The organism is Streptomyces sp. NPDC001678, from assembly GCF_042892945.1.
GTDB lineage: Bacteria > Actinomycetota > Actinomycetes > Streptomycetales > Streptomycetaceae > Streptomyces.
The window spans coordinates 297,569-322,474 of sequence record NZ_JBIAUP010000006.1 but is presented as its reverse complement, the minus strand read 5'-3'; the positions used below and the strand labels follow the sequence as shown (position 1 = coordinate 322,474).

At 72.2% G+C, this 24,906-nt stretch carries 22 protein-coding genes; 12 read left to right on the top strand and 10 right to left on the bottom strand.

Annotation, left to right across the window (positions count from 1 at the left end):
* Positions 1-47: 47 nt before the first annotated feature.
* The 5 genes from ACFYZR_RS15715 to galU all read right to left on the bottom strand — a co-directional run bounded on the left by ACFYZR_RS15715 (position 48) and on the right by galU (position 4,116).
* Positions 48-710 (bottom strand): GNAT family N-acetyltransferase, encoded by a 663-nt coding sequence (locus ACFYZR_RS15715; RefSeq protein WP_391910361.1) that lies wholly within the window; start codon positions 708-710, stop codon positions 48-50.
* Positions 707-1,300, bottom strand: coding sequence for a molybdenum cofactor biosynthesis protein B (locus ACFYZR_RS15710; protein ID WP_391910359.1), 594 nt, complete (start codon positions 1,298-1,300; stop codon positions 707-709). Before ACFYZR_RS15710 ends, ACFYZR_RS15715 begins: the two co-directional genes overlap by 4 nt.
* Positions 1,297-1,791 (bottom strand): cyclic pyranopterin monophosphate synthase MoaC, encoded by a 495-nt coding sequence (moaC, locus tag ACFYZR_RS15705; protein WP_391910357.1) that lies wholly within the window; start codon positions 1,789-1,791, stop codon positions 1,297-1,299. The genes ACFYZR_RS15710 and moaC overlap by 4 nt, the downstream gene beginning before the upstream one ends.
* Before the next feature lie 86 nt (positions 1,792-1,877).
* Positions 1,878-3,233, bottom strand: a complete 1,356-nt coding sequence (gene glp, locus ACFYZR_RS15700; RefSeq protein ID WP_391910355.1) for a gephyrin-like molybdotransferase Glp — start codon at positions 3,231-3,233, stop codon at positions 1,878-1,880.
* Positions 3,214-4,116 carry a UTP--glucose-1-phosphate uridylyltransferase GalU gene (gene galU / locus ACFYZR_RS15695; protein ID WP_391910353.1) on the bottom strand — a complete coding sequence of 301 codons (903 nt, stop codon included), beginning with the start codon at positions 4,114-4,116 and terminating at the stop codon, positions 3,214-3,216. Before galU ends, glp begins: the two co-directional genes overlap by 20 nt.
* Positions 4,117-4,196: 80 nt before the next feature.
* Here galU and ACFYZR_RS15690 point away from each other — a divergent pair, with 80 nt between their 5' ends.
* Positions 4,197-4,799: a 5-formyltetrahydrofolate cyclo-ligase gene (locus tag ACFYZR_RS15690; RefSeq protein ID WP_391910351.1), complete on the top strand. Its 603-nt coding sequence runs from the start codon at positions 4,197-4,199 to the stop codon at positions 4,797-4,799.
* Positions 4,800-4,958: 159 nt separating this feature from the next.
* Here the strand turns inward: ACFYZR_RS15690 and ACFYZR_RS15685 are convergent, their stop codons facing one another.
* Entirely contained in the window at positions 4,959-7,886 is a 2,928-nt protein-coding gene (locus tag ACFYZR_RS15685; RefSeq protein ID WP_391910349.1) for a penicillin acylase family protein, read from the bottom strand.
* Positions 7,887-8,225: 339 nt separating this feature from the next.
* On the opposite strand from ACFYZR_RS15685, the gene ACFYZR_RS15680 reads away from it, so the two are divergent.
* From ACFYZR_RS15680 to ACFYZR_RS15655, 6 genes are all read left to right on the top strand, one after another.
* Positions 8,226-9,752: a potassium/proton antiporter gene (locus tag ACFYZR_RS15680; RefSeq protein ID WP_391910347.1), complete on the top strand. Its 1,527-nt coding sequence runs from the start codon at positions 8,226-8,228 to the stop codon at positions 9,750-9,752.
* Positions 9,753-10,030: 278 nt separating this feature from the next.
* Positions 10,031-11,308, top strand: a complete 1,278-nt coding sequence (locus ACFYZR_RS15675) for an MFS transporter (RefSeq protein WP_391910345.1) — start codon at positions 10,031-10,033, stop codon at positions 11,306-11,308.
* Between the two features lie 66 nt (positions 11,309-11,374).
* On the top strand, positions 11,375-11,704 hold the full coding sequence (locus ACFYZR_RS15670) for an FmdB family zinc ribbon protein (protein WP_391910341.1): 330 nt from the start codon (positions 11,375-11,377) through the stop codon (positions 11,702-11,704).
* 78 nt (positions 11,705-11,782) lie between these two features.
* Entirely contained in the window at positions 11,783-12,664 is an 882-nt protein-coding gene (locus ACFYZR_RS15665) for an S-methyl-5'-thioadenosine phosphorylase (RefSeq protein ID WP_391910339.1), read from the top strand.
* A 383-nt stretch (positions 12,665-13,047) separates the two neighbouring features.
* Positions 13,048-13,545, top strand: a complete 498-nt coding sequence (gene mscL / locus ACFYZR_RS15660; RefSeq protein WP_391910337.1) for a large conductance mechanosensitive channel protein MscL — start codon at positions 13,048-13,050, stop codon at positions 13,543-13,545.
* A 62-nt stretch (positions 13,546-13,607) separates the two neighbouring features.
* A complete protein-coding gene (locus ACFYZR_RS15655) occupies positions 13,608-14,156 on the top strand; it encodes a GNAT family N-acetyltransferase (RefSeq protein ID WP_391910335.1) in 549 nt (182 codons plus the stop codon).
* A gap of 42 nt (positions 14,157-14,198) precedes the next feature.
* Here the strand turns inward: ACFYZR_RS15655 and ACFYZR_RS15650 are convergent, their stop codons facing one another.
* A complete protein-coding gene (locus ACFYZR_RS15650) occupies positions 14,199-14,390 on the bottom strand; it encodes a hypothetical protein (RefSeq protein WP_391910333.1) in 192 nt (63 codons plus the stop codon).
* 95 nt (positions 14,391-14,485) lie between these two features.
* On the opposite strand from ACFYZR_RS15650, the gene ACFYZR_RS15645 reads away from it, so the two are divergent.
* Positions 14,486-15,715: a low temperature requirement protein A gene (locus ACFYZR_RS15645; RefSeq protein ID WP_391910331.1), complete on the top strand. Its 1,230-nt coding sequence runs from the start codon at positions 14,486-14,488 to the stop codon at positions 15,713-15,715.
* A gap of 38 nt (positions 15,716-15,753) precedes the next feature.
* Positions 15,754-16,872 (top strand): P1 family peptidase, encoded by a 1,119-nt coding sequence (locus ACFYZR_RS15640; RefSeq protein WP_391910329.1) that lies wholly within the window; start codon positions 15,754-15,756, stop codon positions 16,870-16,872.
* A 57-nt stretch (positions 16,873-16,929) separates the two neighbouring features.
* Here the strand turns inward: ACFYZR_RS15640 and ACFYZR_RS15635 are convergent, their stop codons facing one another.
* Complete coding sequence (locus tag ACFYZR_RS15635) at positions 16,930-18,369, bottom strand: MFS transporter (RefSeq protein WP_391910706.1); 1,440 nt, start codon at positions 18,367-18,369, stop codon at positions 16,930-16,932.
* Positions 18,370-18,575: 206 nt separating this feature from the next.
* Between ACFYZR_RS15635 and ACFYZR_RS15630 the strand changes: the two genes are divergently transcribed.
* Positions 18,576-19,538, top strand: coding sequence for a helix-turn-helix transcriptional regulator (locus ACFYZR_RS15630; protein ID WP_391910327.1), 963 nt, complete (start codon positions 18,576-18,578; stop codon positions 19,536-19,538).
* 104 nt (positions 19,539-19,642) lie between these two features.
* Here ACFYZR_RS15630 and ACFYZR_RS15625 read toward each other — a convergent pair whose 3' ends face one another.
* Positions 19,643-20,647: an RNA polymerase sigma factor RpoD/SigA gene (locus ACFYZR_RS15625; RefSeq protein WP_391910325.1), complete on the bottom strand. Its 1,005-nt coding sequence runs from the start codon at positions 20,645-20,647 to the stop codon at positions 19,643-19,645.
* Positions 20,648-21,098: 451 nt separating this feature from the next.
* Here ACFYZR_RS15625 and ACFYZR_RS15620 point away from each other — a divergent pair, with 451 nt between their 5' ends.
* Together ACFYZR_RS15620 and ACFYZR_RS15615 are read left to right on the top strand one after the other, a co-directional pair.
* A complete protein-coding gene (locus ACFYZR_RS15620; RefSeq protein WP_391910323.1) occupies positions 21,099-21,533 on the top strand; it encodes a hypothetical protein in 435 nt (144 codons plus the stop codon).
* Positions 21,534-21,670: 137 nt separating this feature from the next.
* A complete protein-coding gene (locus ACFYZR_RS15615; RefSeq protein WP_391910321.1) occupies positions 21,671-22,714 on the top strand; it encodes a questin oxidase family protein in 1,044 nt (347 codons plus the stop codon).
* 133 nt (positions 22,715-22,847) lie between these two features.
* Here ACFYZR_RS15615 and recQ read toward each other — a convergent pair whose 3' ends face one another.
* The gene (recQ, locus tag ACFYZR_RS15610) at positions 22,848-24,893 is read right to left on the bottom strand and encodes a DNA helicase RecQ (protein ID WP_391910319.1); all 2,046 of its coding nucleotides are present in this window, start codon (positions 24,891-24,893) and stop codon (positions 22,848-22,850) included.
* Positions 24,894-24,906: the final 13 nt, after the last annotated feature.

The window sequence follows — 24,906 nt, the reverse complement described above, 5'->3', positions numbered from 1 at the left end:
GATCGGAACCCTACGAATACCGTCAATTGACCGGTCAATTCGAACGTTTATTTTATTTCCGGGGAGAGTCCGGTCCCCGCGCCCGTCCCGTTGCCCGTCCCGCCCCTCGGCCGGGACCGGTGCCAGCGCGCCAGCAGCCCCTCGGGGACCTCCTCGGCGGTCAGCGCGTAGACCAGGTGGTCGCGCCAGGCGCCGTCGATGTGGAGATAGCGGGGGCGCAGGCCCTCCTCGCGGAATCCCAGTTTCTCCACCACCCGGCGGCTGGGCAGATTCTCCGGCCGGATGCACACCTCCACGCGGTGCAGCCCTACCGCGTGGAAGCAGTGGTCCACCACCAGCGCCACGGCCGTGGGCATCACGCCCCGGCCCGCCACGGCCTCGTCCACCCAGTAGCCGATGTGGGCCGAGCACATCGAGCCCCAGGTGATCCCGGCCACGGTCAGCTGGCCGACGAGCTGCCCCCGGTACTCGATCACGAACGGCAGCATCCGCCCGGCGTGTGCCTCGGCCTTCAGATGGCGGACCATCTGCCGGTAGGTGGGGCGCTGGGCGACGGGCCCACCGGGCGGCGGCGGGGGCACGGTGGCCTCCCAGGGGCGCAGCCAGTCACGGTTGCGCCGGTTGACCTCGCGCCAGGCGCGCTGGTCGCGCAGTTTTATGGGGCGCAGGGCGACATCGCCGTCCGCCAGCTCCACCGGCCAGATGTTCATGGGGCGACTGCGGGGTTTCTCGGGTGATCGACGCCGGGCCCGCCTCCCCCTGAGGGGTCACCGCCCGGCCCGTCCCCGCCGGCATGGTCCCCACCGGCGTGGTCCCCACCGGCGTGGTCGCCGCCGTGGAGCTGGTCCACCGCGTGCCGGAGCAGCCGCTCCAGGACGGCCAGCCCGTCGCGTACGCCGCCCGTCGACCCCGGCAGGTTGACGATCAGCGTCCGTCCGGCCACCCCGGCCAGGCCCCGGGAGAGCGCGGCCGTGGGCACCTTGGCCAGGCCCTCGGCCCGGATGGCCTCGGGGATGCCGGGGACCTCGTGGTCCAGGACGCGGCGGGTGGCCTCGGGGGTGCGGTCGGTGGGGGAGATCCCGGTGCCGCCGGTGGTCAGCACCACGTCGTACCCGGCGGCGACCGCCTCGCGCAGCGCGGCCTCGACCGGGTCGCCGTCCGGCACCACGCGGGGCCCGTCCACGGCGAAGCCCATGGCCGCCAGCCCGGCCGCGAGGAGGGGCCCGCCCCGGTCCTCGTAGACGCCCGCCGCGGCCCGGTTGGAGGCGGTGACCACCAGGGCCCGGTACGGCGCCGTCACGCGCCCGCTCCCTGCCGGACGTAGCGGCCGGACTTCCCGCCCGTCTTCTCCTCGACGCGGATGTCCGCGATCACCGCCGCCTTGTCGACGGCCTTGACCATGTCGACCACGGTCAGCCCGGCGACGGCGACGGCCGTCATCGCTTCCATCTCCACGCCCGTGCGGTCCGTGGTCCGCACGGTCGCGAGGATCTCCACGGCCTCGTCGGTGACGGTCAGGTCGACCGTCACCCCGGAGAGGGCGAGCGGGTGGCAGAGGGGGATCAGCTCGGGCGTCCGCTTGGCGCCCATGATCCCGGCGATCCGGGCGGTGGCGAGGGCGTCGCCCTTGGGCAGCCCCTCGCCCCGCAGCAGTTCCACGACGCGCGGCGAGACCAGCACCCGGCCGGTGGCCCTCGCGGTGCGCGCGGTGACCTCCTTGGCCGAGACGTCGACCATGCGGGCCGCGCCCGTGGCGTCGAGATGGGTGAGGTGCTCCTGGCCGCTGCTCATCGTTCTCCCGGTCCGGTCCCTGTGGGCAGCCACCGTACCCGGCGGGAGCGCGGGCCGGTCGGGAAGGACGCCCTCGGGGAAGGGCGTCAGCCCAGAAGGACGACTTCCACTTCGGCGCCCGGATCCACGGACGTGGTGTCCTCGGGGACGACGATCAGGGCGTCCGCGTCGGCGAGGGCCTTGACCAGATGGGAGCCCGCCCCGCCGACCGGGGTGACCTCGCCGTCCGCGTAGCGGCCGCGCAGGAACTGCCGCTTCCCCGCCGGGGAGGACTTCACCCCGTCCACGCACACCGCCCGTACCGTCTCGCGGTCGACGGGCGGGAGCCCCATCAGGGCGCGCAGCGCGGGCCGGACGAAGAGCTCGAAGGAGACGTACGAGCTGACGGGGTTGCCCGGCAGCGCGAACAGGGGGACCCGGTCGGGGCCGACGCGGCCGAAGCCCTGGGGCTTGCCGGGCTGCATGGCCAGCCGGCGGAAGGAGACCCGGCCCTCCTCGCCGGTCAGCCCGGTCAGGGCCTCCTTGACCACGTCGTACGCGCCGACGCTGACGCCGCCGCTGGTGACGACGGCGTCGGCGCGCACGAGCTGGTCCTCCAGGGTGGCGCGGAAGACCACGGGGTCGTCGTCGACGGCGCCGGCGCGGTAGGCGAGGGCGCCGGCGTCCCGGGCGCAGGCGGTGAGCATGAAGCTGTTGGAGTCGTGGATGCGGCCCTCGCCCAGGGGCTCGCCGGGCGGCACGAGCTCGCTGCCGGTGGAGAGCACGACGACGCGGGGGCGGGGCCGTACGGTCACGGTGGCGCGGCCGATGGCGGCCAGCAGCCCGAGCTGGGCGGGGCCGAGGACCGTACCGGCCCGCACGGCGATCTCGCCCGCGGCGACGTCGCTGCCGCGGGCGCGGATGTGGGCGCGGGCGGCGACGGGACGGTGGACGCGGACCTCGCCGAAGCCGTCACCGTCCTCGGGGGCGTCCTCCCCGGCGGCGGCCATCGCCGTGGCCGGGCCCTCGCCGCTCTCGCCGTCGGTCCACTCGACGGGCACGACGGCCTCGGCGCCGGGCGGCAGCGGGGCGCCCGTCATGATCCGCACGGCCTCGCCGGGACCCACGGCGGGCAGCTCGGCGCTGCCCGCCGCGATGTCGCCGACGACGGTGAGCACGGCGGGGAACTCCTCGCTCGCCCCCTCGACGTCGGCGGTCCGGACGGCGTAGCCGTCCATGGAACTGTTGTCGAAGGGGGGCAGGGCGGCGGGGACGACGACGTCCTCCACCAGCACACAGCCCTGCGCGTCCAGGAGTTGCAGCTCGATCGGCTCCAACGGGCGGATCTTCCCCAGGATGTCGTCGAGGTGCTCGTCCACCGACCAGACGCGGTCTCCTTCGGCGGCCGACCCGTCCGAACCGTCCGTCACACTGCTCAAGTCGCTACATCTCCTCGGTGACATAACTCCGGAGCCAGGCCCGGAAGTCCGGTCCCAGATCCTCGCGTTCGCATGCCAGTCTGACAATGGCACGCAGATAGTCACCACGGTCGCCGGTGTCGTAGCGGCGGCCCTTGAAGACGACGCCGTGCACGGGCCCGCCGAGGCCGGGCGCGGCGGCCAGGGCCTGGAGGGCGTCGGTGAGCTGGATCTCGCCGCCCCGGCCGGGCTCGGTCTCGCGCAGCACGTCGAAGACGGCCGGGTCGAGGACATAGCGGCCGATCACCGCGTAGTTGCTGGGCGCCTCGCCGGGGCCGGGCTTCTCGATCAGGCCGGTGACCTCGACGACGCCCTCGACGTCGGTGGGCTTGACGGCCGCGCAGCCGTAGAGCCCGATCTGCGCGGGGTCGACCTCCATCAGCGCGATCACACTGCCGCCGTGCCGGCGCTGGATGTCGACCATGCGCGAGAGCAGCGGGTCGCGTGCGTCGATCAGGTCGTCGCCGAGCAGCACGGCGAAGGGCTCGTCGCCCACGTGCGGGGCGGCGCACAGCACCGCGTGGCCCAGGCCCCGGGGGTCGCCCTGGCGCACGTAGTGCATGGTGGCGAGGTCGCTGGACTCCTGCACCTTGGCGAGGCGGGACTCGTCGCCCTTGCGCCGCAGTGCCTCCTCCAGCTCGTAGTTGCGGTCGAAGTGGTCCTCAAGAGGGCGCTTGTTACGGCCCGTGATCATGAGGACGTCCGACAAACCCGCGTGAACCGCTTCTTCCACCACGTACTGGATAGCCGGCTTGTCGACGACCGGCAGCATCTCCTTGGGCGTGGCCTTGGTGGCCGGGAGAAAACGGGTTCCGAGCCCGGCGGCAGGGATGACAGCCTTGCTGATCCGAGGGCGCGATTGAGTCATGGGCCGAACACTAACCGTTGAGACTGAGCGGAAGATGTGACTCCGCCGAGTATGACCCCAGACAGGAGATTGCCGAAACCATGGGTTCGTCAGCAGAGGTCCCCCGGCCCGACAAGGCGGCGCTGCGGCGCTCCCTCCTGGCGGTGAGGGCCGGGTTGACCAGGGATGACATCCGCGCGTACGAGACGGAGCTGGGCCGGCGCGCCCTGGAGCTGCCGGAGCTGGCGACGGCGCGGACGGTGGCCGCGTACGTGTCCATCGGCGGGGAGCCGGGCACCCGCGCGCTGCTGGACACGCTGCGTGACCGAGGGGTGCGGGTGCTGCTGCCGGTGCTGCTGCCGGACAACGATCTCGACTGGGGGCTCTACCGGGGCCCGGGGCATCTCGTCCGGGCGGGCCGGGGCCTGCTGGAGCCCGACGGGGAGCGGCTCGGCCCCGACGCGGTCACCGGGGCCGACGCGGTGCTGCTGCCGGGGCTCGCCGTGGACGGGCGCGGGCTGCGGCTGGGGCGGGGCGGCGGCTCGTACGACCGGGTGCTGGCCCGGCTGGACCGCGCGGGGGCCGCTCCCGCCCGTGTCGTGCTCCTCTACGACAACGAGGTGGTCGCGCGGGTCCCGGAGGAACCGCACGACCACCCCGTGCACGCGGTGATCACCCCTGGCGGGGTCCGCCGCTTCGGCTGAGCGGTACCGCGCCCCGTCAGGGGCGCGGGACGGTGTCGCTATTGCGGCTACCGCCGCGTGGGCGCGACCAGCCACAGTCCACCCGCGGCCGCAGGACCGCGCTTCCAGCGGAGCGCCTGGCGCCCGGCACCGCCGGACCTGGCTCCCCGCCGGGAGGGCTCACGGCTTCAGCGTCAGCACCGCGTCCTTGCTCTTGTCGACGGCCTCCTTGCTGAAGGCCCACGGCAGGAGCTCGCCCTTGGCCCACATGTCCGTCTGGTCGTAGTAGTGGGCGTTGTAGGCGTGGCCGGAGGCGCCGGTGAGGTTGATCCAGCGGGACTTGTCGAGGTCGGCGAGGTTGACGACCATCCGCATGGACGGCACCCAGACCACGCCGTAGCCACCCGCCGCGTTCCAGCCGGCGGCGTTGACCGCCGCCTCGCCGCCCGCCAGGTTCCAGGGGCCCCGGTTGAGCATCCACCGGACGATGGCGGGGCCCTCCTTGCCGAGGGTCTGGTTCTTCAGGTTCAGCTGGTGCAGCCGGCCCCAGCTCCACTGGGTGACGTCCTTGCCGAGCTTGGAGGTCAGCTCCCAGCGGGCGTCGATCATCGCCTGGGCCAGCAGCTGGTCGCGGTTGGCGGCACCCGGGTTGGCACGCGTGCCGTTGGTCTTCCACCACGCGTTGTCGGGCTTGTCGAGGATGTTGCGGACGACCTCGAACCAGCGGTCGCCACCGTCGGGCTGCGCGGCGTCGGGGTCGCGCTCGCCGCACTCCAGGACCAGGCGGGTGTTGCCGTCCAGGTCCTCCTGCGGGCCGGAGTCATTGGCCGGGCGCACCCGCAGGCACTGGCCCTTGACCCGCAGCTCCTTGGGGAGCTTGTTGCCGAAGGCGAGCTTGAGGGTGTTGCGCCACACCGCGTTGAAGTACGCGGCGGCCGCCGAGTCGGGCTCCTGGGTGTAGTCCCAGTCCTTCAGCAGCTTCTGCGCCTCGCGGACGTACTTGGTCTCGCGCTCGTTGGCGCCCTTGACGTCGATCTTGAGCAGGTAGGGCGTCAGCAGCTTGCCGATCTCGCTGCTGTTGTCCATCTGCATCTTCTGCATGTCCTCCGTCGAGATCTTCCCGCCGTCCTTGATCTTCGACTGGATCATGTCGTTTATCCGCTGGCTGCGGGCGCCGTAGCCCCAGTCCTGCGTCAGGAGGTACGGGTAGTTCTTGTCGGCGACGGCCTGGTTGGCGGTGACGATGTAGCCGCGCTTGGGGTTGTAGTCGTACGGCAGCGCGGACTGCGGCACGTAGTCGGTCCACTGGTAGGCCGGGTCCCAGCCGGGCGCGGGCAGCCGGCCGTCGGGCGTGGCGGTCTGCGCGTCGGGCTTGGCGGCGTCCTTGGCGTCGATCTTGCCGTCGCCGTTGACGTCGGTCTTCGGCACGCCGGGAGTACCGGCCGCGCCGGTCGTCCCGGTCTGGCCCTTCTGCGGGGTCTCGCCGGTGTCGCCGCCCTTGGCCGCGCCGCCCGCCTTGCCGCGGACGGGGATCCGGCCCGGGGCCTGGTAGCCGATGTTGCCCTTGGTGTCGGCGTAGATCAGGTTCTGCGAGGGGACGTCGAAGTCGGCCGCCGCCTTGCGGAAGGAGGCCCAGTCGCTCGCCAGGTCCAGCGAGAACAGCGCGTCCATCGTCTTGCCGGGGTCCAGCGCGGTCCAGCGCAGCGCGACGGCGTAGCCCTCGGCGCGGTCCGGCGCCGGGTCCTGCACGGGCGCCTTCTCGCCGACCTTGACGAGCTCGTCGTTGCGGTCGGAGACGATCGGGCCGTTGTTGGTCTCGCGGACGGTGATCTCACGGCTCTTCTCGCCCGCGACCTTGATGGTCTCCTTGCGGGTGACGAAGGGCTTCTGCTTGCCGTCGTAGAGGTAGCTGTCGGCGGTGACCTTCTCCAGGTAGAGGTCGGAGACGTCGGCGCCGAGGTTGGTCATGCCCCAGGCGATGTCCTTGTTGTGGCCGATGACCACGCCGGGCATGCCCGCGAAGGTGTAGCCGGCCACGTCGAACGGGCACTGCTCGCCGGTGGTGGTGCAGTGGAGGCCCATCTGGTACCAGAGCGAGGGCATCTGCGGCGCGAGGTGCGGGTCGTTGGCCAGCAGCGGCTTTCCGGTGGTCGTGTAGTCACCGGAGACGACCCACGAGTTGGAGCCGATGCCGTTGCCGCTGGGGCCGAGCAGCGCCGGGATCTTCTCCAGCGAGCTCGACAGCGAGGCCAGGCTGCTGCGCAGACCGTTCGCCGCGCCCGCGCCCCCGGCCGTGGCCGGGTTCTGCGCACCGGCGGACTGGGTCCCGCCGGTGGCGGCGCCCTTGGGGTCGAAGGTCTTGGCGGAGTCGACCGCGCCGCCCTCGACGATCGGCTTGTTCCGGTCGTACGGGTACCCCGGGTACAGGTCGTCGATCTGCTGGGGAGTCAGCCGCGAGGAGGCGAGGGAGCGGTCGATCTCGTCCTTCATATTGCCGCGCAGGTCCCAGGCCATCGCCTTGAGCCAGGCGACGGAGTCGACCGGGGTCCAGGCCTCGGGCTTGTAGTCGTTCTGGAACTCGAGGGCGGCGTACTCGACGGACAGCGACTTGCCCTTGTGGTCCTTCAGATAGGCGTTGACGCCGTCCGAGTAGGCCTGGAGGTACTTCTTGGTGGTCGCCGACAGCTTGGTGTCGTACTCCTGCTGCGCGACCTTGCGCCAGCCCATGGTGCGGAGGAAGGCGTCGGTCTCCACCTGGCCGGATCCGAACATCTCGGAGAGCCGTCCGGCCGTCAGATGACGGCGGACGTCCATCTCCCAGAAGCGGTCCTGCGCCTGGACGAAGCCCTGGGCGCGGAAGAGGTCCTCGGCCGTGCCGGCGTAGACCTGGGGAATGCCGTGCTCGTCGCGGACGACCTTCACCTGGCCGGACAGGCCCTTGAGCTGGAGGGTTCCGTCGGTCTCCGGGAAGGAGGCGCGAACGGTGCTGACGCTCCAGTACGCGCCGAAGGCGACGCCCGCCACGAGCAGCAGCACGGTGGTGATCACGAGCAGGCGGGCGCGTCGCCCTTTCTTCTTCTTGCCGGGGCCGTTCTTGTTGGCGGGCATCGCTGTCCTTAGAGGGGCAGATGGTCCTGGGAATGCTGGAAGCAACCATAGGCGCAGGGCGCGGGGCGCCCGGACGCGGTGCCGTGCCGATCGACATCCGGCCAGAGCGGAGGTGCCGAAGAGGCGTTAAGAACCCGTAAAATATTAGATGAGGAAATTAACTTCCTCTGGACGCATCCCCCATTGCCCCCGCCTTCGCGGCCCCCAGGACGGGAGGCCCCAGGACAGGAGGAACGTTTCGGCCGAATCGTGAACACCCCCGACGCCGTATGACGACGCCCGTGGAACATCTCGTGAAGGGACCGGCCCCTGACTGTCCACCACCTCAACGAACTCCTGTTGATCTGCTCGCTCGTGCTGCTCGTGGCGGTGGCGGCGGTCCGGATCTCCTCACGCAGCGGGCTCCCCAGCCTGCTCCTCTATCTCGGCATGGGTGTCGCCATCGGCCAGGACGGCATCGGCGTCTCCTTCAACGACGTCGGGCTCACCCAGGTCATCGGCTACGCGGCGCTGGTCGTGATCCTCGCCGAGGGCGGTCTCGGCACGAAGTGGCACGAGATCAAGCCGGCGCTGCCCGCGGCGGCCGTGCTCTCCACCTTCGGTGTCGCGATCAGCGTCGGTGTGACGGCCGCCGCCGCGCACTACCTGGCCGGCGTCGAATGGCGCCAGGCACTGATCATCGGCGCCGTGGTGTCCTCCACGGACGCGGCCGCCGTCTTCTCCGTCCTGCGGAACGTTCCACTGCCCGGACGGCTCACGGGTGTCCTGGAGGCCGAGTCCGGCTTCAACGACGCCCCCGTCGTCATCCTCGTCGTGGCCTTCTCGGCCGCCGGCCCGGTCGACCACTGGTATCTGCTGCTCGGCAAGATCGCGCTGGAGCTGGTCATCGGCGCCGCCGCCGGCATGCTGATAGGCATGGCGGGCGCGTACGGGCTGCGGCACGTGGCGCTGCCCGCCTCCGGTCTCTACCCGATCGCCGTGATGGCCATCGCCGTCACCGCCTACGCGACCGGCGCGCTCGCCCACGGTTCGGGCTTCCTGGCCGTCTATCTCGCCGCCCTGATCCTCGGCAACGCCAAGCTGCCGCACTCGCCGGCCACCCGGGGCTTCGCCGAGGGGCTGGGCTGGATCGCCCAGATCGGCATGTTCGTACTGCTGGGCCTGCTGGTCACCCCCCACGAGCTGGGCGACGACATCCTGCCCGCGCTGGTGGTGGGACTGGTGCTCACGATGGTGGCCCGCCCGCTGTCCGTGTTCCTGAGCACGGCGCCCTTCCGGACGCCCTGGCAGGAGAAGGCCCTGCTGTCCTGGGCCGGGCTGCGCGGCGCGGTGCCCATCGTGCTGGCGACCATCCCCATGGTCGCCGGGGTCCCCGACAGCCGCCGGATATTCAACATCGTCTTCGTGCTGGTGATCGTCTACACCCTGGTACAGGGCCCGACGCTGCCCTGGCTGGCCCGGTGGCTGAAGCTGGGCGACGACGACGAGGCCCGGGACCTGGGCATCGAGTCGGCGCCGCTGGAGCGGCTGCGCGGGCATCTGCTGTCGGTCTCCGTCCCCGACGGTTCGCGGATGCATGGCGTGGAGGTGAGCGAGCTGCGGCTGCCCGCCGGGGCCGCCGTCACCCTGGTCGTCCGGGACGGCGCGAGCTTTGTGCCGGGGCCCTCGACCGTGCTGCGCCACGGCGACGAGCTGCTGGTCGTGGCCACCGACCCGGTGCGCGACGCGGCCGAGCGACGGCTGCGGGCGGTCGGTGAGGGCGGCAAGCTGGCGGGCTGGCTGGGCGCGACCGCCGCGTCCCCGGAGAGTGCGGTCGCAAAGCGGAAGGAAAAGAGGGGGCTGGTGAAGAAGAAGTTGGTTAAGTAAGCTATTCGGACTATTCGCGTGCGTAGCGAGAGTCCCACCGGGATCTCCGGGACCACTGGGATCTCCGGGGCCTCTCGGCGTCACGCGTGGACCCGACAACATCGAACCATCTCTGCCTGACGCAGAGCTGGCGCGACCGCACGGCGGCCGTGGCCGCATGAGGCGGCCGGATCGGTATCTACCACGGTCCTGCGCGAGAGGACAGCTCTCGGCGCGCTCCGTGGCGGCGTTACCCCGTCTCTCCGGAGTGCGCTACCAGGCGGCGGAAAGGCCGGACCGTGGCAACCACGGTCAAAGACACCACCGAGGCCCGTGCCGGGTACGGCAGCCTGCTGCGCACGCGCGGCGCGCTGTCGTTCCTGCTCCCCGGGTTCCTGGCGCGCCAGCCGTTCGCGATGCTGACGATCGGCATCCTGCTGCTGGTCAACGACACCACCGGTTCGTACGGCACCGCGGGCACCGTCTCGGCGACGGCGGGCGTGGCCATGGCCCTGTTCGCCCCGCTGGGCGGCAAGCTCGCGGACCGCTACGGACAGGCCACCGTGCTCATCCCCGGTGTCGTCGTGCACGCCGCCGCGATCTCACTGCTGACGGTGCTCGCGCTGTCGCACGCGCCCCTGTGGGCGCTGCTCGCGGCGGCCGTGCCGGCCGGCGCGTCGACCCCGCAGATCGGCCCCATGGTCCGGGCCCGCTGGGCGGCCAAGCTGGACGGCTCGCCGCTGATGCCCACGGCGGCGGCCTTCGAGTCGGTCACCGACGAGTTCACATTCGTGATCGGCCCGGTGCTGGCCACCGCGCTGTGCACCGGCGTCCACCCGGCGGCCGGCCTGGTCGCCGAGGCGGCCCTGACGCTGATCGGCGGTCTGGTCTTCGCCTCCCAGCGGCGTACGCAGCCCGCCGCCACGGGCCGCACGGCCGCCGGGAGCGCCAAGAGCGTCTCCGCGCTGTCCGTGCCGGGTGTCCGGGTGCTGGCGATCGCCATGCTCGGCATCGGCACGGTCTTCGGCGGCATGCAGGTCTCGATGACCGCCTTCACCAAGGAGCTCGGCGAGCCCGGCCTCAACGGCCTGATGTACGGCACGTTCGCGGCCGGAAACATGATCGCGGGCATCGTCTGCGGCGCCATCGCCTGGAAGACCAGCGCGCAGCGCCGGCTGCTGATCGCCTACCCGCTGCTGGTCCTGGCCACCACGCCGCTGTGGGCCGCGCACGCCCTGCCGCTGCTCGGCGCCGCGGGCCTGCTCGTGGGTCTGTGCATCGCGCCCTCGCTGATCACCGGCTACACGCTGGTCGAGAAGCTCGTCCCGGCGAGCGCCCGCACGGAGGCCTTCACCTGGCTGACCGGCGCGGTCGGCCTGGGCCAGGCGGCCGGCGCCACCGTGGGCGGCCGGCTGATCGACGCCCACGACGCGAGCACCGGATTCCTGGTGCCGCTGGGCGGTACGGCGCTGGCGCTGGTGGTCCTGCTGGGCCTGCGCAAGGCGCTGACGCCGAAGGGCGAGTCGGTCGTCGCGGCACGTGGGGTCGGTCACCGTGAGCCCGTTTCGGTGGACTGACGGGCCGGAATACTGCACTATTGAGCGTCGTTAGCACTCATTGAGTGAGAGTGCCAGGAGGAACAAGTGCCGACTTACCAGTACCAGTGCACCGAGTGCGGCGAGGGCCTCGAGGCGGTGCAGAAGTTCACCGATGACGCCCTGACCGTGTGCCCGCAGTGCGACGGACGCCTCAAGAAGGTGTTCTCGGCGGTCGGCATCGTCTTCAAGGGCTCGGGCTTCTACCGGAACGACAGCCGCGGCTCGTCGTCCAGCAGCACCCCGGCGTCGAAGTCGACGTCCTCGACGTCGTCCTCCTCGTCTTCCGCGAGCTCGTCGTCCTCTTCGAGCACCGCGAGCACCTCCTCGTCGAGCACCTCCTCGTCGAGCACCGCGAGCAGCAGCTCGGCCGCCTGACCCACGCGCCTTTTCGACGGAGCCCGTCGCCCCACCTGCTTCAGGGGCGACGGGCTCCGTGGCGTTTAGGGTGAGCCCATGGTTGAGACCAGCAGCGCAGCGACGACCGCGAACACTGCGGGAACGACGAACACGGCCGAGATAGGGGTCATCGGGGGCTCGGGGTTCTACTCCTTCCTCGACGACGTGACCGAGATCACGGTGGAGACGCCCTACGGGGCGCCCAGCGACTCGCTCTTCCTCGGCGAGCTGGCGGGCCGGAAGGTGGCCTTCCTGCCCCGCCACGGCCGCGAGCACCGCACTCCCCCGCACCGCATCAACTACCGGGCCAACCTCTGGGCCCTGCGGTCGGTCGGCGTCCGGCAGGTCCTGGGCCCGTGCGCGGTGGGCGGTCTCCACCCGGAGCACGGACCGGGCACCCTGCTCGTACCGGACCAGCTCGTGGACCGTACGAAGTCCCGCGCCCAGACCTTCTTCGACGGGGAGCCGCTGCCCGACGGCTCGGTGCCCAACGTGGTCCACATGACCTTCGCCGACCCCTACTGCCCCGCCGGACGCTCGGTGGCCCTCGGGGCGGCGCGCGGGCACGGCTGGGAGCCGGTGGACGGCGGGACGATGGTCGTGATCGAGGGGCCGCGCTTCTCCACCCGTGCCGAGTCGCGCTGGCACGCGGCGCAGGGCTGGTCGGTCGTCGGCATGACCGGGCACCCGGAGGCGGTCCTCGCCCGTGAGCTGGGGCTCTGCTACACGTCGATGGCGCTGGTCACGGACCTGGACGCGGGCGCGGAGGCCGGGGAGGGCGTCTCCCACGAGGAGGTGCTGCGGGTCTTCGGCGAGAACGTGGACCGGCTGCGCGAGGTGCTCTTCGACGCGGTGGGCGCGCTGCCGAAGACGGAGGACCGGGACTGTCTGTGCACGCGGGCGCACGAGGGATGGGACCTGGGGATCGAGCTGCCGTAGGGGGCGCGTACGGGGCGCAGGGGTGACGGAGTTGTCCACAACCGGCGAGTAGTCCACAGGGCTCAGCGGGATCGGCGCGGAGCCGGGATCGTGGGGAGCGTCCGTTGCCGCTCCCCACGTCAGGTGGTGTCCCCCGTGTTCCCCGTATCCCCCGTGTCCGCGATCGCTGTCGCCCCCGCAGGTCCTGCTTCCCGCCCCTTCCCCGCGCCCTGGACCCCGCCAGGGCGCCGGGTGCCGGTGTTCGCGCCGGTGCGCGTGGGGCGGCGCGGGCGCCGCCGAAGCACCCGGGCGCGTGTTTGCGGATTGGACAGACCAGCCAGACTCTCTCGTATGTTATGTAGTCGGCCATTCCGGCACAGGTACGTACAGAGAGAGGTTGTTCGGTGAGCTCCGGGAGCGGTAACAAGACAGGAGTCCTCGGGGGTTTCAAGGCCTTCCTGATGCGGGGCAACGTGATCGACCTCGCGGTCGCGGTCGTCATCGGAGCGGCGTTCACCAACATCGTGAACTCTGTGGTGAAGGGCGTCATCAACCCCGTCGTGGGCGCCTTCGGCACCAAGGACCTCGAGCACTACGCGTCCTGCCTCAAGGGCCCGTGCTCCCGGAACAGCGCCACGGGCGAGGTCACCAAGGGCGTCTACATCCAGTGGGGCTCGGTGCTCAGCGCCTCGCTGACGTTCCTGATCACGGCAGCGGTGGTCTACTTCCTGATGCTGCTGCCCATGAAGCGCTGGCAGGACCGCCAGGCCGCCAGGACCCCGGCGGAGACCAAGCCCGACGAGCCCACCGAGATCGAGCTGCTGGCTCAGATCCGCGACACCCTGATCGAGCAGCGCCGGGGCCCGGGCTCGGGCTCGGATTCCGTTCCGGCCCAGCGCTAGGAGTAACGGAGCCGGGCTGCCGGGGCGCCGCGGCTCCCGGCGGAGCGCTTAGCATTCGGCGCATGCCCGACGACGTCCCGGCTCCTGCCCCGGCAGGCGTGCCGACACCGGTGGACCCGCTGGTCCGTGAGCTGGATCTGAACGACGCGGCGGTCGCGGCCGCCGTGCACGAGGCGGGCCGGCGCGCCTATGCCGTCGAGGCCGGCATCATCGGCTTCGACGGCATCCCCGCCCTGCGCGAATCGCTCCAGGACATGCGGGCCCGCCCGCTGCGCTGGCTGGGCTCGCTCACCGACGACGGACGGGTGGCGGCCTTCGTGGCCTGGCAGACCCGGGCCGGCGCAGGCCCGCGGGTCACCTGGATCGACCGGGTCTGCGTGGACCCCGCCTTCTTCCGGCGCGGCCTCGCGACCCGGCTGCTGCGCCACCTGCTCACCGACGTGATCGGCAGCGGCGAGGTGCGGGTCAGCACGGGCGCGGCCAACCGGCCCGCCACGACCCTTTACGGCGGACTCGGCTTCCACCGCACCGCCGACTCGGAACCCGCGCCGGGGCTCCGGATGGCCAACTTCGTCCTCCACCTCGGCAGCGGCCGGCCGGCCGACGGCTGAGGTGGCGCGGCGGGGCCGAGGCCTCAGACGTGGGCCGAGGTCTCAGACGTGGTGGGGCGGCTTCTCGTCCAGGAAGCGGGCCAGGTCGGCGGCGCTGCCGCCGGTGGCCGGGCGGTCGCCCCAGCCGCGGTCGGTGTCGTCCGAGGACTGCCGGTCCAGCGGGTCGTCGAAGATCAGCGCGGCGGCCGGGGAGGCGGGGTCCCGGCGGGGCGCGGGCTCAGGGGCGGTGCTCATGCGTCCAGGGTACGGGCGGCACCGACCGCGCGGCCGCCCACCGCTCACCGCCGCGTCGGCGCGCGGCGGGCCCGTACGGCGGTGACAATCGCCCTATGAGCGAGGAGCCGCTGCCCGGGGAGCCGCCTCCCGCCCGGCGCTCCGGCGTGCTGCGCCGGATGACCGCGCGCGGGCGCGACGAGGAGCACCGGGCCGCGACCCCCCTGGAGCTCTTCTTCGACCTGTGCTTCGTCGTCGCGGTCGCCCAGGCAGGCAGACAGCTGGTCCACGCGCTCGCCGAAGGACACCCCGGACATGGCATTCCGGGCTATTTGATGGTGTTTTTTGCGGTGTGGTGGGCTTGGATGAATTTCAGCTGGTTCGCCTCCGCCTATGACACCGACGACGTCGTGTACCGCGTCGTGACCCTGATCCAGATCGCCGGTGTGCTGATCCTGGCCGCGGGCATCCCCCGCGCCTTCGGCCAGGCGAACTACACGGCCGTCCTGCTCGGCTACGTGGTGATGCGACTCGCGCTCGTCTCGCAGTGGCTGCGGGCCGCGCACGCCTGCGCCGGGGCCGAGCGGCGCACCGCGCTGAAGTACGCCATCGGCGTCAGCCTGTGCCAGGTGGGCTGGCTCGGGCTGCTCGTACTGCCCGACCGTGCCAAACCCTGGGTGTTCCTGGTGATGGCGATCGCCGAGATGGCCGTGCCCACCATCGCCGAGGCCTCGCACCAGACGGCCTGGCATCCGCATCACATCGCCGAACGCTACGGCCTGTTCACGATCATCGTGCTGGGCGAGACGGTCTCGGCAGCCACCGTCGCCGTCCAGTCCGCGCTGGACGAGCACGAGGCGGTGGGGGAACTGCTGCCGATCGCGAGCGGCGGACTGCTTTTGATCTTCGCGGCCTACTGGATCTACTTCGCCGTGCCCATCCACCTCCATCTGGCCTCCAACCGCCAGGCGTTCCTCTGGGGCTACGGCCACTATCTGATCCTCGGCTCGGCGGCGGCCATCGGCGCGGGCATCGAGGTGGCGGTCGAGGAGTCGGTGGGCAAGGCGCACATCTCCACGTTCGCGGCGTCGTCCTGCGTCACCGTTCCCGCCGCGCTGTTCATGTTCTGCGTCTGGCTCATCCACTCCCGCCACTACAAGCGCGGTACGGCCCAGCAGCTGGTGCTGCCGCTGTCCGCGCTGGCCGTCCTCGCCTGCACGTTCGCGGGCGGGGCGGCGGTGCTGCTGGCGGGCCTGGCCGGGGTGGTGACCGTGGCGGTCGGGGTGACGCTCGCCACGCGCGACCCACAGGAGCCCGCAGGGGCGTCAGCCCATCAACACAGCTGACTCCTCCATCTTTTGATGGCCCGTGATACGGATGTCGCATGACTGACGCTCGTATCGCACCCGTGCCCGGGCCCCAGGACGCCCTCACCGATGTGCCCGGCCTCCATGTGGGGCACGCCGGCCGCCAGGGCGACGGTGCCCTCACCGGCACCACGGTCGTCCTCACCGCGCCCGGCCTCGGCGGCGCCGTCGCCGCCGTGGACGTCCGCGGCGGCGGGCCCGGCACCCGCGAGACCGACGCCCTGGACCCCCGCAATCTCGTCCAGCGCGTCGAGGCCGTCGTCCTCACCGGCGGCAGCGCCTTCGGCCTGGACGCGGCGTCCGGTGTCATGGCGTATCTGGAGGACGCAGGCCGGGGCTTCCGGGTGGGGCCGGATCCCGCGCAGGTCGTCCCGGTGGTCCCGGCGGCCGCCCTGTTCGATCTCGGCCGGGGCGGCGACTGGCGGGCCCGGCCCGACGCCGCGCTGGGCCGGGAGGCCGCCGAGGCGGCGGCCCGTACGGCACCGGGGGCGCCCGTCGCACAGGGCACGGTCGGCGCGGGCACCGGCGCGGTGGCCGGCGGGATCAAGGGCGGCATCGGCACCGCCAGCGTGGTCCTGCCCTCCGGGGTGACGGTCGCCGCGCTCGCGGCGGTCAACGCCGCGGGCTCCGCGGCCGACCCGGCGACGGGCGTGCTCTACGGGCGGCTGTACGAGGGCCGGCCCGCCCGGTACCCCTCCCCCGAGCGGCACCGGGCGGCCCAGGAGTCCCTGGCGGCGGCGCGGCAGGAGTCGGCCCGGCGCTGGGCCGGTTCCGTACGCCCCCCGCTCAACACCACCATCGCCGTCGTCGCCACCGACGCCGTCCTGACCCGCGCCCAGGCCCAGAAGCTCGCGGGCACCGCCCACGACGGCCTGGCCCGCGCGGTCCGGCCGGTCCATCTGCTGACCGACGGGGACACCGTCTTCGCGCTGGCCACGGGCGCCCGCCCGCTGCCGGAGGAGGAACACCTCCCCGGCAGCGCGGACTTCGCGGCGGGCGCGGTCAACGAGATCCTGGCGGCGGGCGCGGACGTCCTGACCCGTGCCGTGGTCAAGGGCCTGCTCGCGGCGGAGGGCGTCGACGGGCCGGGGGGCGTCTTCCCCTCCTACCGCGACCTGTACGGCACGATCGGCTGACCCGCCGTGGGGGTTTTCCGCGCCTTCGGCGCGGTTCCACCCCGCCCCGCCCCCGACCTACGCGGCGGCCGGCACCGACGCGGCGTCCTCGACAGACGCGGCGTCCTCAACAGCAGACGCAGACGCCGCCTTGCGCGGCATCGCGAACATCAGGGCGAGGACCACGCCCAGGACCGCGGCGACCCACCACATGCCGTGCCGGAAAGCGGCGGCGAACGCTTCGCCCGCGTGGCCGCGGGCCACCTCGCCCTCGTCGAGGGCGTTGAAGAAGACGACCGACACCAGGCCGAGGCCCACCGCGTTGCCGAGCTGCTGCGTGGTGTTTATCAGGCCGGACGCCGAGCCCGAGTGCTCGCGCGGCACCCCGGCGATGACGGTCTCGGTGAGCGGGGCGACGATCAGGCCCATGCCGAGGCCCATGACGGTCAGCGGGAGGGCCATCTGCCAGGGGTGGATGGCCGTGCCGAAGTGCTCGGACTCCCAGATGTAGAGCAGGACGCCCGCCATCATCGACAGCGCGCCGGCCTGGAGCACCTTGCGCCCGAAGCGGGGGACGAGCTTCTGCACCGAGAGGCCCGCCGCCACCGACACGGCGATGGAGAAGGGGATGCCGGTCAGGCCCGCCCGCAGCGCGCTCCAGCCGAGCCCGATCTGCATGTAGAGGGTCCAGATCAGGAAGAAGACACCGCAGGCGACACCGAAGGCGACCTCGACGCCGATGCCCGCCGCGAAGCTCTTGACCTTGAACAGCGACAGCTCGACCAGCGGTGAGCCGTCCTTGCGGGTCTTGTGGCGCTCGTAGGCGACGAAGGCGGCGAAGACGAGCGCGCTGCCGGCCATGCTGAGGAAGCCCCACAGCGGCCAGCCCAGCTCACGGCCCTGCGTCAGCGGGTAGAGCAGCATCAGCAGTCCGCCGGTGGCGAGGGCGACGCCGACCAGGTCCAGCTTGAGCGCCTGCGGCGCGCGGGACTCGGAGATATAGCGCCGGCCCATGATCAGACCGGCGATGCCCACCGGCAGGTTGACCAGGAAGATCGGCCGCCACTCCAGCCCGAAGAGGTTCCACTGGGTGAGCAGCGCGCCGAGGATGGGGCCGGAGACGGCGCCCAGGCCGACGATGGCGCCGAACATGCCGAAGACCTTGCCGCGCTCGTGGGCGGGGAAGGTGGCGTGGACGATCGCCAGCACCTGCGGCACCATCAGCGCGGCCGTGGCGCCCTGGAGGACGCGCGCGGCGACGAGCAGGTGCGGGTCGCCCGCGACGCCGCAGAGCATCGAGGCGAGGGTGAAGCCGCCCATGCCCAGCAGGAAGACCTTCCGGCGACCGTATATGTCGCCGAGCCGTCCGCCCGTGATCAGGCCCGCCGCGAAGGCGAGGGCATAACCCTCGGTGATCCACTGAAGGATGCTGAAGGAGGCGCCGATGTCCTTCTGGATGCTCGGCATGGCGATGTTGACGATGGTGACGTCGACCAGGTCCATGAAGGACGCGGTCATCACCACGGCGAGCGCCAGCCAGCGGCGGCGGTCTGCGGTCGCGCCGGGGGACTCCCCGGCGGGCGGATCGGTGGTCGCGGTGCTGGTCACAGGGGTATTGCCTTTCCTCTTCCTGCGCGCCGGATCGTCTCCCTCACCCGGTGCAGCCACCACGCTAGGGGCCGTATAGGTCAGGTCATGTCCTAGATACCTGCCACCCTGGTGAGATGACGGACACCCCGGCACGGCTGCTGAATCTGCTCTCTCTCCTCCAGACCCCTCGCGAATGGCCCGGCAGCGAGCTCGCCGAGCGGCTCGGCGTCAGCTCCCGCACCATCCGGCGGGACATCGAGCGGCTCCGCGACCTCGGCTACCCCGTACAGGCAACGATGGGAGCCGAGGGTGGGTACCGGCTGGCGGCCGGAGCCGCCCTGCCGCCGCTGGTCCTCGACGACGAGGAGGCGGTCGCCATCGCGGTGGGGCTGCGCGCCGGCGCGGGGCATGCCGTGGAGGGCATCGAGGAGGCGTCCGTACGGGCCCTGGCCAAGCTGGAGCAGGTGCTGCCCGCCAGGCTGCGGCACCGGGTCTCCGCCCTCCAGGCCGCGACCGTGCCGCTCACCGGCGGCGACGGAGCGACCGTGGACCCCCATACGCTGACCGTGATCGCCTCGGCCGCCACCGGCCACGAGCGGCTCCGCTTCGCCTATCGCAAGGGCGACGGCACGGAGACGAAACGCCTGGTGGAGCCGCACCGGCTGATCAGCACGGGCCGCCGCTGGTATCTGGTCGCCCATGACGTCGACCGCGGCGACTGGCGGACGTTCCGGGTGGACCGGGTGAGCGAGCCCTTCGCCACCGGAGCCCGCTTCGCCCCGCGCGAGCTGCCGGTGCCGGACGCGGCGGAGTATCTGAAGCGGTCCATGGCCCGCCTCCAGCCGACCTACCGGCTGGTGGTCACCTTCCGCGCCCCGGCCGAGTTCGTGGCCGCCCGGCTGCCGAACTGGCTCGGCGCACCGGCGGCCGTCGACGCGACGACGTGCCGACTGGACGTGACGGCGTCCGACTCCATCGAGTGGGTGGCCCTGCGGCTGGCGATAGTGGACTGCGAGTTCGAGGCGCACGAGCCGCGCGAGCTCGTGGAACACCTGCGGGAACTGGGCGCCCGCATCAGCAGGGCGGCGACGGCCTGAGGCCACGGCCCTTATGCGTGCGGCCGCACGCATAAGGGCCCCGGCGCAAGGGGGGGAGATGCGCCGGGACCCGGTCTGCTGGCTTATATCCAGATTAGACCCGATTAGGCCGCCGCGTCGAACCCCGTGGCATGTGCCATCTTCTTCAGCTCCAGCAGCGCGTGCTTCTCGATCTGCCGGATGCGCTCACGCGTCAGCCCGTGCTGCTTGCCGACCTCCGTCAGCGTGCGCTCGCGCCCGTCCTCGATGCCGTACCGCGCCTTGATGATCGACGCGGTGCGCTGGTCGAGCCGGCCTATGAGGTCCTCCAGCTCCTCGCTGCGCAGCAGCGCGATGACCGACTGCTCCGGCGAGACGGCGGAGGTGTCCTCCAGCAGATCGCCGAACTGGGTCTCGCCCTCGTCGTCCACGGACATGTTCAGGCTCACCGGGTCACGGGCCCAGTCCAGCACGTCGCCGACGCGCTCGGGCGTGGTGCCCAGCTCCTCGGCGATCTCCGCGTGCTCCGGGTCGCGCCCGTTCTCGCGGTTGAACTCGCGCTGCACCCGGCGGATGCGGCCCAGCTCCTCCACCAGGTGGACGGGGAGCCGGATCGTACGGGACTGGTCGGCGATCGACCGGGTGATGGCCTGGCGGATCCACCACGTCGCGTACGTGGAGAACTTGAATCCCTTGGTGTAGTCGAACTTCTCCACCGCGCGCACCAGGCCGGCGTTGCCCTCCTGGATCAGGTCGAGGAGGGGGAGGCCGCTGCGCGGGTAGCGACGGGCGACGGCGACGACGAGACGCAGATTGGACTTGATGAAGACGTCCTTCGCGCGGGCGCCCGCGGCGGCTATCGCCGCCAGCTCCTCGCGCGAGGCCTCGCCGGCCCGATCCCCGCCGGCCTCCAGGCCGTCCAGGATCTGCTGGGCGTAGACGCCCGCCTCGATGGTCTGCGACAGCTCGACTTCCTCGGCGGCGTCGAGCAGGGGTGTACGCGCGATCTCGTCGAGGTACATGCCGACCAGGTCGCGATCGGCGATCTCCCCGCCTGTGGCGCGAACACTGCTTGCCTCGCCAGCCCGCTGTGCGGTGGTCTGACGACGGGCGACGGCACGGGTTGCCATGCGTACTCCCTTGCGATGAGACGTGTCGCGGGATGGACCAGGTGCCCCCGGGGCGCCCCGTCCGAAGTAAAGAACGGCCGGAATCCGGACAGAATTCCCCGGGGACGTCTTCTTTTTATGGATCATGCAGTACCCTGTGCGGCCGCACAGCGGGCACACAGGGTGATACGGCTCGGGGAAGCGCAGGTCAGCCCCGGCGACAGGCCCGGTCCCACGGCCCTCGTGAACCCCCGCGGCCACGACGCCCATGAGACGGCCGTCACATTGCGGCCACCCCCCGCTCCCTCACCCCCAAGGACGCCGGTCACCGGCCACCGGTTGCCCGAGAAGACCCGGAAGGTCGGTTTCCGGGCGCCCCGGGCCGGACGTGATCGAGTTGCCCCGGCAAGGGGGCGGGTGTGCTCTGGTGGGACAGAGGGGCGGGACAGACGGTGAGCGAGAGGAGCCCGCCATGACGCACTCGATCATGCCCGGCCGGCACCACGCCCACGAGGGCCCCGGCCCGGTCCCCCGCACCGGCCACGTCCGCCACGAACGCACGACCCCCACCGCCGGCTGGGCGGTCCCCGTCTTCGGCGGCTTCGTCCTCGGCCTCTACGCGGTCTTCCTCTCCCACGAGAACGGCTTCGGCGAGCTCCAGGGCTGGATGCTGGGCCTGGTCGCGGCGGTGGTCTCGGCGGGCCTGGGCTATCTGGTGATCCGCAACCGCAACAAGATGATCACCGAGGTACGCGCGGCCTCGTTCGGCGCCCTCTTCGGCGTCTCCATGGGCTTCCTGCGCAGCCTCACCCGCGTCTCGGTGCTGGAAGCCTCCTGGATCGGCCTGGTCTTCGGCGCGTGCATGGCCCTCGCCTCGTACTACCTCTTCTACTGGCACGAGCACTGACGAGCACCGCCGAGCACCGAGCACCGCCGCCGGGGCGCACCGGTCCGACGGAGTACCGGCGACCGACGCCAGGTGGCCAAGGGGCGTAGGTCCGCCGACCGTTCCGCCGGGCCCGCCCCCGCTCCTACGGTGAGGCCATGACCGCCATCACCGAGGACGGCACCCTCGACGAAGCCCTGGAGCGCGTCCACTCCACCGGTCCCGAGTTCCGCGGCTGGCTCTCCAACCACGCCCCCATGACCGTGGAGGCGCTCGCCCGCCACGGCCAGGCCCGCGCGGTGCACCGCTGGCTGGACGCCTACCGGCACCGGACGGAGGACCTGCCCGCCGCCGCCCTGACGATCACCGATGACAACTGGCGCGAGGCGCTCGGCGACGCCCGCCATCTCGGCTCCTGGATCGCCCACTTCAGTCGGCTGACAGCCGAACTCCCCTGGGCGGAGGTGCTCACCGCATGGTGGCCGCGGCTGCTCCCCGGCATCACCGCCGGCGCCACCCACCCCGTGATCCGCGTCGGCCACGCCGTCCGTACGCTCCTCACGGACGGCGAGACCGCGCCCCGTACGACCGAACTCGCCCACGCCCTGGGCTACTGGGCCGCCCGCCACCAGCCGCTGCCCGTCACCGTCACCCCCTCCGGCACCGCGGGCCCCCACCGCGCGCTGGACGCGATACCGGTTTCCGCCGCCGTCCAGGAGGGCGGCATCCGCGACCGCCTCGCGCGGCTCCCGGCCGCCGACGGCTGGCCCGCCGCCGCGAGCGGCCTACGGCGGCCCGCCGGCCCGGACGAGGCGCGCGACCTGCTGGCGGAGCTCGTCCGCGCCGCGGTCGCCCGCTACCCGCGCTACGCCCACGGCGACGCGGTCATGCTCGTCCACGCGGCGACCGCGCCCAACGCGGTCCTCCGCGTCCTTCCGGCGCTTCCCCGCGCCCTGTGGGTGCCGAGCCTGGCGGCGGCGTGGGAGGCGAGTGCGGTCCTGACGGCCGCGTACGCCCCGGCCGAGCCGCGGGACGCGGCACCGGGTCCCGCCACGACGGTGGAGGATGCCTTCGCCCTGGCGGTCGCCCACGGCGACGCGCACGCGATCAAACTCGCGGACACGGCGCTGGACGTGGGCGGCCCGGCCGCGCTGGCGGCGATGGCGCGGGCGTGCGAGCTGATCCCGGCCGGGGCGGGGTGAGTGGGCCCCAAACGCCGGAGGGGCTGATTTCAGCCCGTCCGGCGTTTGAGGACGCCGCGCGTCAGCGCGGAACGGGGGCGCGAGGGGGCGGAGCCCCTTCGGAAACGGTGAAAGGGCGGGACAGGGGCCCCTCTCAGTCCTCAGCCCAGTACGGCGGCTCCTCGTCCGGCCACGGCACCTCGTCCTCGTCCACAGCCTGAGCCGGGGCCTGGGCGGGCACCGGGGCCGGAGCCGGAACAGCCGGGGCCGGAGCCGGAGCCGGGGCCGGGGCCGGAGCAGCCTGAGCCGGAACCGGGGCAGCCGGCGCGGGCGTCACCCCGCCGTGCTCCCCCAGCACCCCCAGAATCCCCTCCCCGTACTTCGCCAGCTTGTTCTCGCCCACACCGCTCACCCCGGACAGCGCGTCCAGCGATACCGGCTGCGCCGTCGCGATCTCCCGCAACGTCGCGTCGTGGAAGATCACATACGCCGGAACGCCCTGTTCCCGCGCCGTCGCCGCACGCCACGCACGCAGCGCCTCGAAGAGCGGGACGAGCTCCGCCGGAAGGTCGACGGGGGCGCGCTTGCCGGAAGCCGTCTTCGTCGTCTTCGCCGCGCGCGCCGGCTTCGGCTCGCGTCGCAGCGAGACCGTGCGGCGCGAGCCCAGCACGTCCCCGCTCGCCTCCGTCAGGACGAGCGTGCCGTAGTCGCCCTCGACCGCCAGCAGCCCCTGCGCCAGCAACTGCCGCACCACGCCCCGCCATTCGGCGACGGAAAGCTCCGTGCCGATGCCGAACACGGACAGCGTGTCGTGGTCGAACTGGATGACCTTCGCGCTCTTCTTCCCGAGCAGGATGTCGATGATGTGGCCCGCGCCGAACTTCTGCCGTCGCTCGCGGGCCAGCCGGAAGATGGCCGAGAGGAACTTCTGGGCGGCGACCGTGCCGTCCCAGGTCTCCGGCGGGGTCAGGCACGTGTCGCAGTTGCCGCACGCTTCGGCGCTCGTCTGGCCGAAGTAGTCGAGCAGCCGCGCCCGGCGGCACTCGACGGTCTCGCACAGGGCGAGCATCGCGTCGAGGTGCGCGGCCAGCCGGCGGCGGTGCGCCTCGTCGCCCTCGGAGCCGTCTATCAGCTTGCGCTGCTGGACGACGTCCTGGAGGCCGTACGCCAGCCAGGCCGTGGACGGCAGGCCGTCGCGCCCGGCGCGGCCGGTCTCCTGGTAGTAGCCCTCGACGGACTTCGGCAGGTCGAGGTGGGCGACGAAGCGCACGTCCGGCTTGTCGATGCCCATGCCGAACGCGATCGTGGCGACCATGACGACGCCGTCCTCGCGCAGGAAGCGCGCCTGGTTGGCCGCGCGCGTCCGGGCGTCGAGGCCCGCGTGGTACGGCAGGGCCTCGACGCCGTGCTGCGCGAGGAACGCGGCCGTGTCCTCGACGCTCTTGCGGGAGAGGCAGTAGACGACGCCCGCGTCGCCCGCGTGCTCGGTGCGCAGCAGCTCCAGGAGCTGCTTCTTCGGGTCGTTCTTCGGCGCGATGCGGTACTGGATGTTGGGCCGGTCGAAGCTGGCGACGAAGTGCCGGGCGTCCTGGAGCTTCAGCCGGGTGGCGATCTCCTCGCGCGTCGCCGCCGTGGCCGTCGCGGTCAGGGCGACGCGCGGCACGTCCGGCCAGCGCTCGTGGAGCTGCGACAGGGCCAGGTAGTCGGGGCGGAAGTCGTGACCCCACTGGGCCACACAGTGCGCCTCGTCGATGGCGAAGAGGGAGATCTTGCCCCGGTCGAGCAGCCGCAGCGTGGACTCCACACGCAGCCGCTCGGGCGCCAGATAGAGCAGGTCCAGCTCGCCCGCGGCGAACTCGGCCTCCACCAGGCGGCGTTCGTCGAGATCCTGCGTGGAGTTGAGGAAGCCGGCCCGCACGCCGAGCGCGCGCAGCGCGTCGACCTGGTCCTGCATGAGCGCGATCAGCGGGGAGATCACCACACCGACCCCGGGTCTGACGAGCGCGGGGATCTGGTAGCAGAGCGACTTGCCGCCACCGGTCGGCATCAGCACGAGCGCGTCGCCACCGCCGACCAGATGATCGATGATCTCTTCCTGGTCGCCGCGGAACGCGTCGTAACCGAAGACGCGCCGCAGACAGCTCAGGGCCTCGCTGTCGAGGCTGCCCGGCGCTGCTGTGGTCTGTGTGGGGTCGGCCATTGCAGAAGTCTAC

What these genes read in the sequence shown, in the direction of transcription:
- ACFYZR_RS15715 (WP_391910361.1), bottom strand. Translation starts at nt 710, where the DNA reads ATGAACATCTGGCCGGTGGAGCTGGCGGACGGCGATGTCGCCCTGCGC.
- moaC (WP_391910357.1), bottom strand. Translation starts at nt 1,791, where the DNA reads ATGAGCAGCGGCCAGGAGCACCTCACCCATCTCGACGCCACGGGCGCG.
- glp (WP_391910355.1), bottom strand. Translation starts at nt 3,233, where the DNA reads ATGTCACCGAGGAGATGTAGCGACTTGAGCAGTGTGACGGACGGTTCG.
- galU (WP_391910353.1), bottom strand. Translation starts at nt 4,116, where the DNA reads ATGACTCAATCGCGCCCTCGGATCAGCAAGGCTGTCATCCCTGCCGCC.
- ACFYZR_RS15690 (WP_391910351.1), top strand. Translation starts at nt 4,197, where the DNA reads ATGGGTTCGTCAGCAGAGGTCCCCCGGCCCGACAAGGCGGCGCTGCGG.
- ACFYZR_RS15685 (WP_391910349.1), bottom strand. Translation starts at nt 7,886, where the DNA reads ATGCCCGCCAACAAGAACGGCCCCGGCAAGAAGAAGAAAGGGCGACGC.
- ACFYZR_RS15665 (WP_391910339.1), top strand. Translation starts at nt 11,783, where the DNA reads ATGGTTGAGACCAGCAGCGCAGCGACGACCGCGAACACTGCGGGAACG.
- ACFYZR_RS15655 (WP_391910335.1), top strand. Translation starts at nt 13,608, where the DNA reads ATGCCCGACGACGTCCCGGCTCCTGCCCCGGCAGGCGTGCCGACACCG.
- ACFYZR_RS15650 (WP_391910333.1), bottom strand. Translation starts at nt 14,390, where the DNA reads ATGAGCACCGCCCCTGAGCCCGCGCCCCGCCGGGACCCCGCCTCCCCG.
- ACFYZR_RS15645 (WP_391910331.1), top strand. Translation starts at nt 14,486, where the DNA reads ATGAGCGAGGAGCCGCTGCCCGGGGAGCCGCCTCCCGCCCGGCGCTCC.
- ACFYZR_RS15640 (WP_391910329.1), top strand. Translation starts at nt 15,754, where the DNA reads ATGACTGACGCTCGTATCGCACCCGTGCCCGGGCCCCAGGACGCCCTC.
- ACFYZR_RS15635 (WP_391910706.1), bottom strand. Translation starts at nt 18,369, where the DNA reads ATGACCGCGTCCTTCATGGACCTGGTCGACGTCACCATCGTCAACATC.
- ACFYZR_RS15630 (WP_391910327.1), top strand. Translation starts at nt 18,576, where the DNA reads ATGACGGACACCCCGGCACGGCTGCTGAATCTGCTCTCTCTCCTCCAG.
- ACFYZR_RS15625 (WP_391910325.1), bottom strand. Translation starts at nt 20,647, where the DNA reads ATGGCAACCCGTGCCGTCGCCCGTCGTCAGACCACCGCACAGCGGGCT.
- ACFYZR_RS15620 (WP_391910323.1), top strand. Translation starts at nt 21,099, where the DNA reads ATGACGCACTCGATCATGCCCGGCCGGCACCACGCCCACGAGGGCCCC.
- ACFYZR_RS15615 (WP_391910321.1), top strand. Translation starts at nt 21,671, where the DNA reads ATGACCGCCATCACCGAGGACGGCACCCTCGACGAAGCCCTGGAGCGC.
- recQ (WP_391910319.1), bottom strand. Translation starts at nt 24,893, where the DNA reads ATGGCCGACCCCACACAGACCACAGCAGCGCCGGGCAGCCTCGACAGC.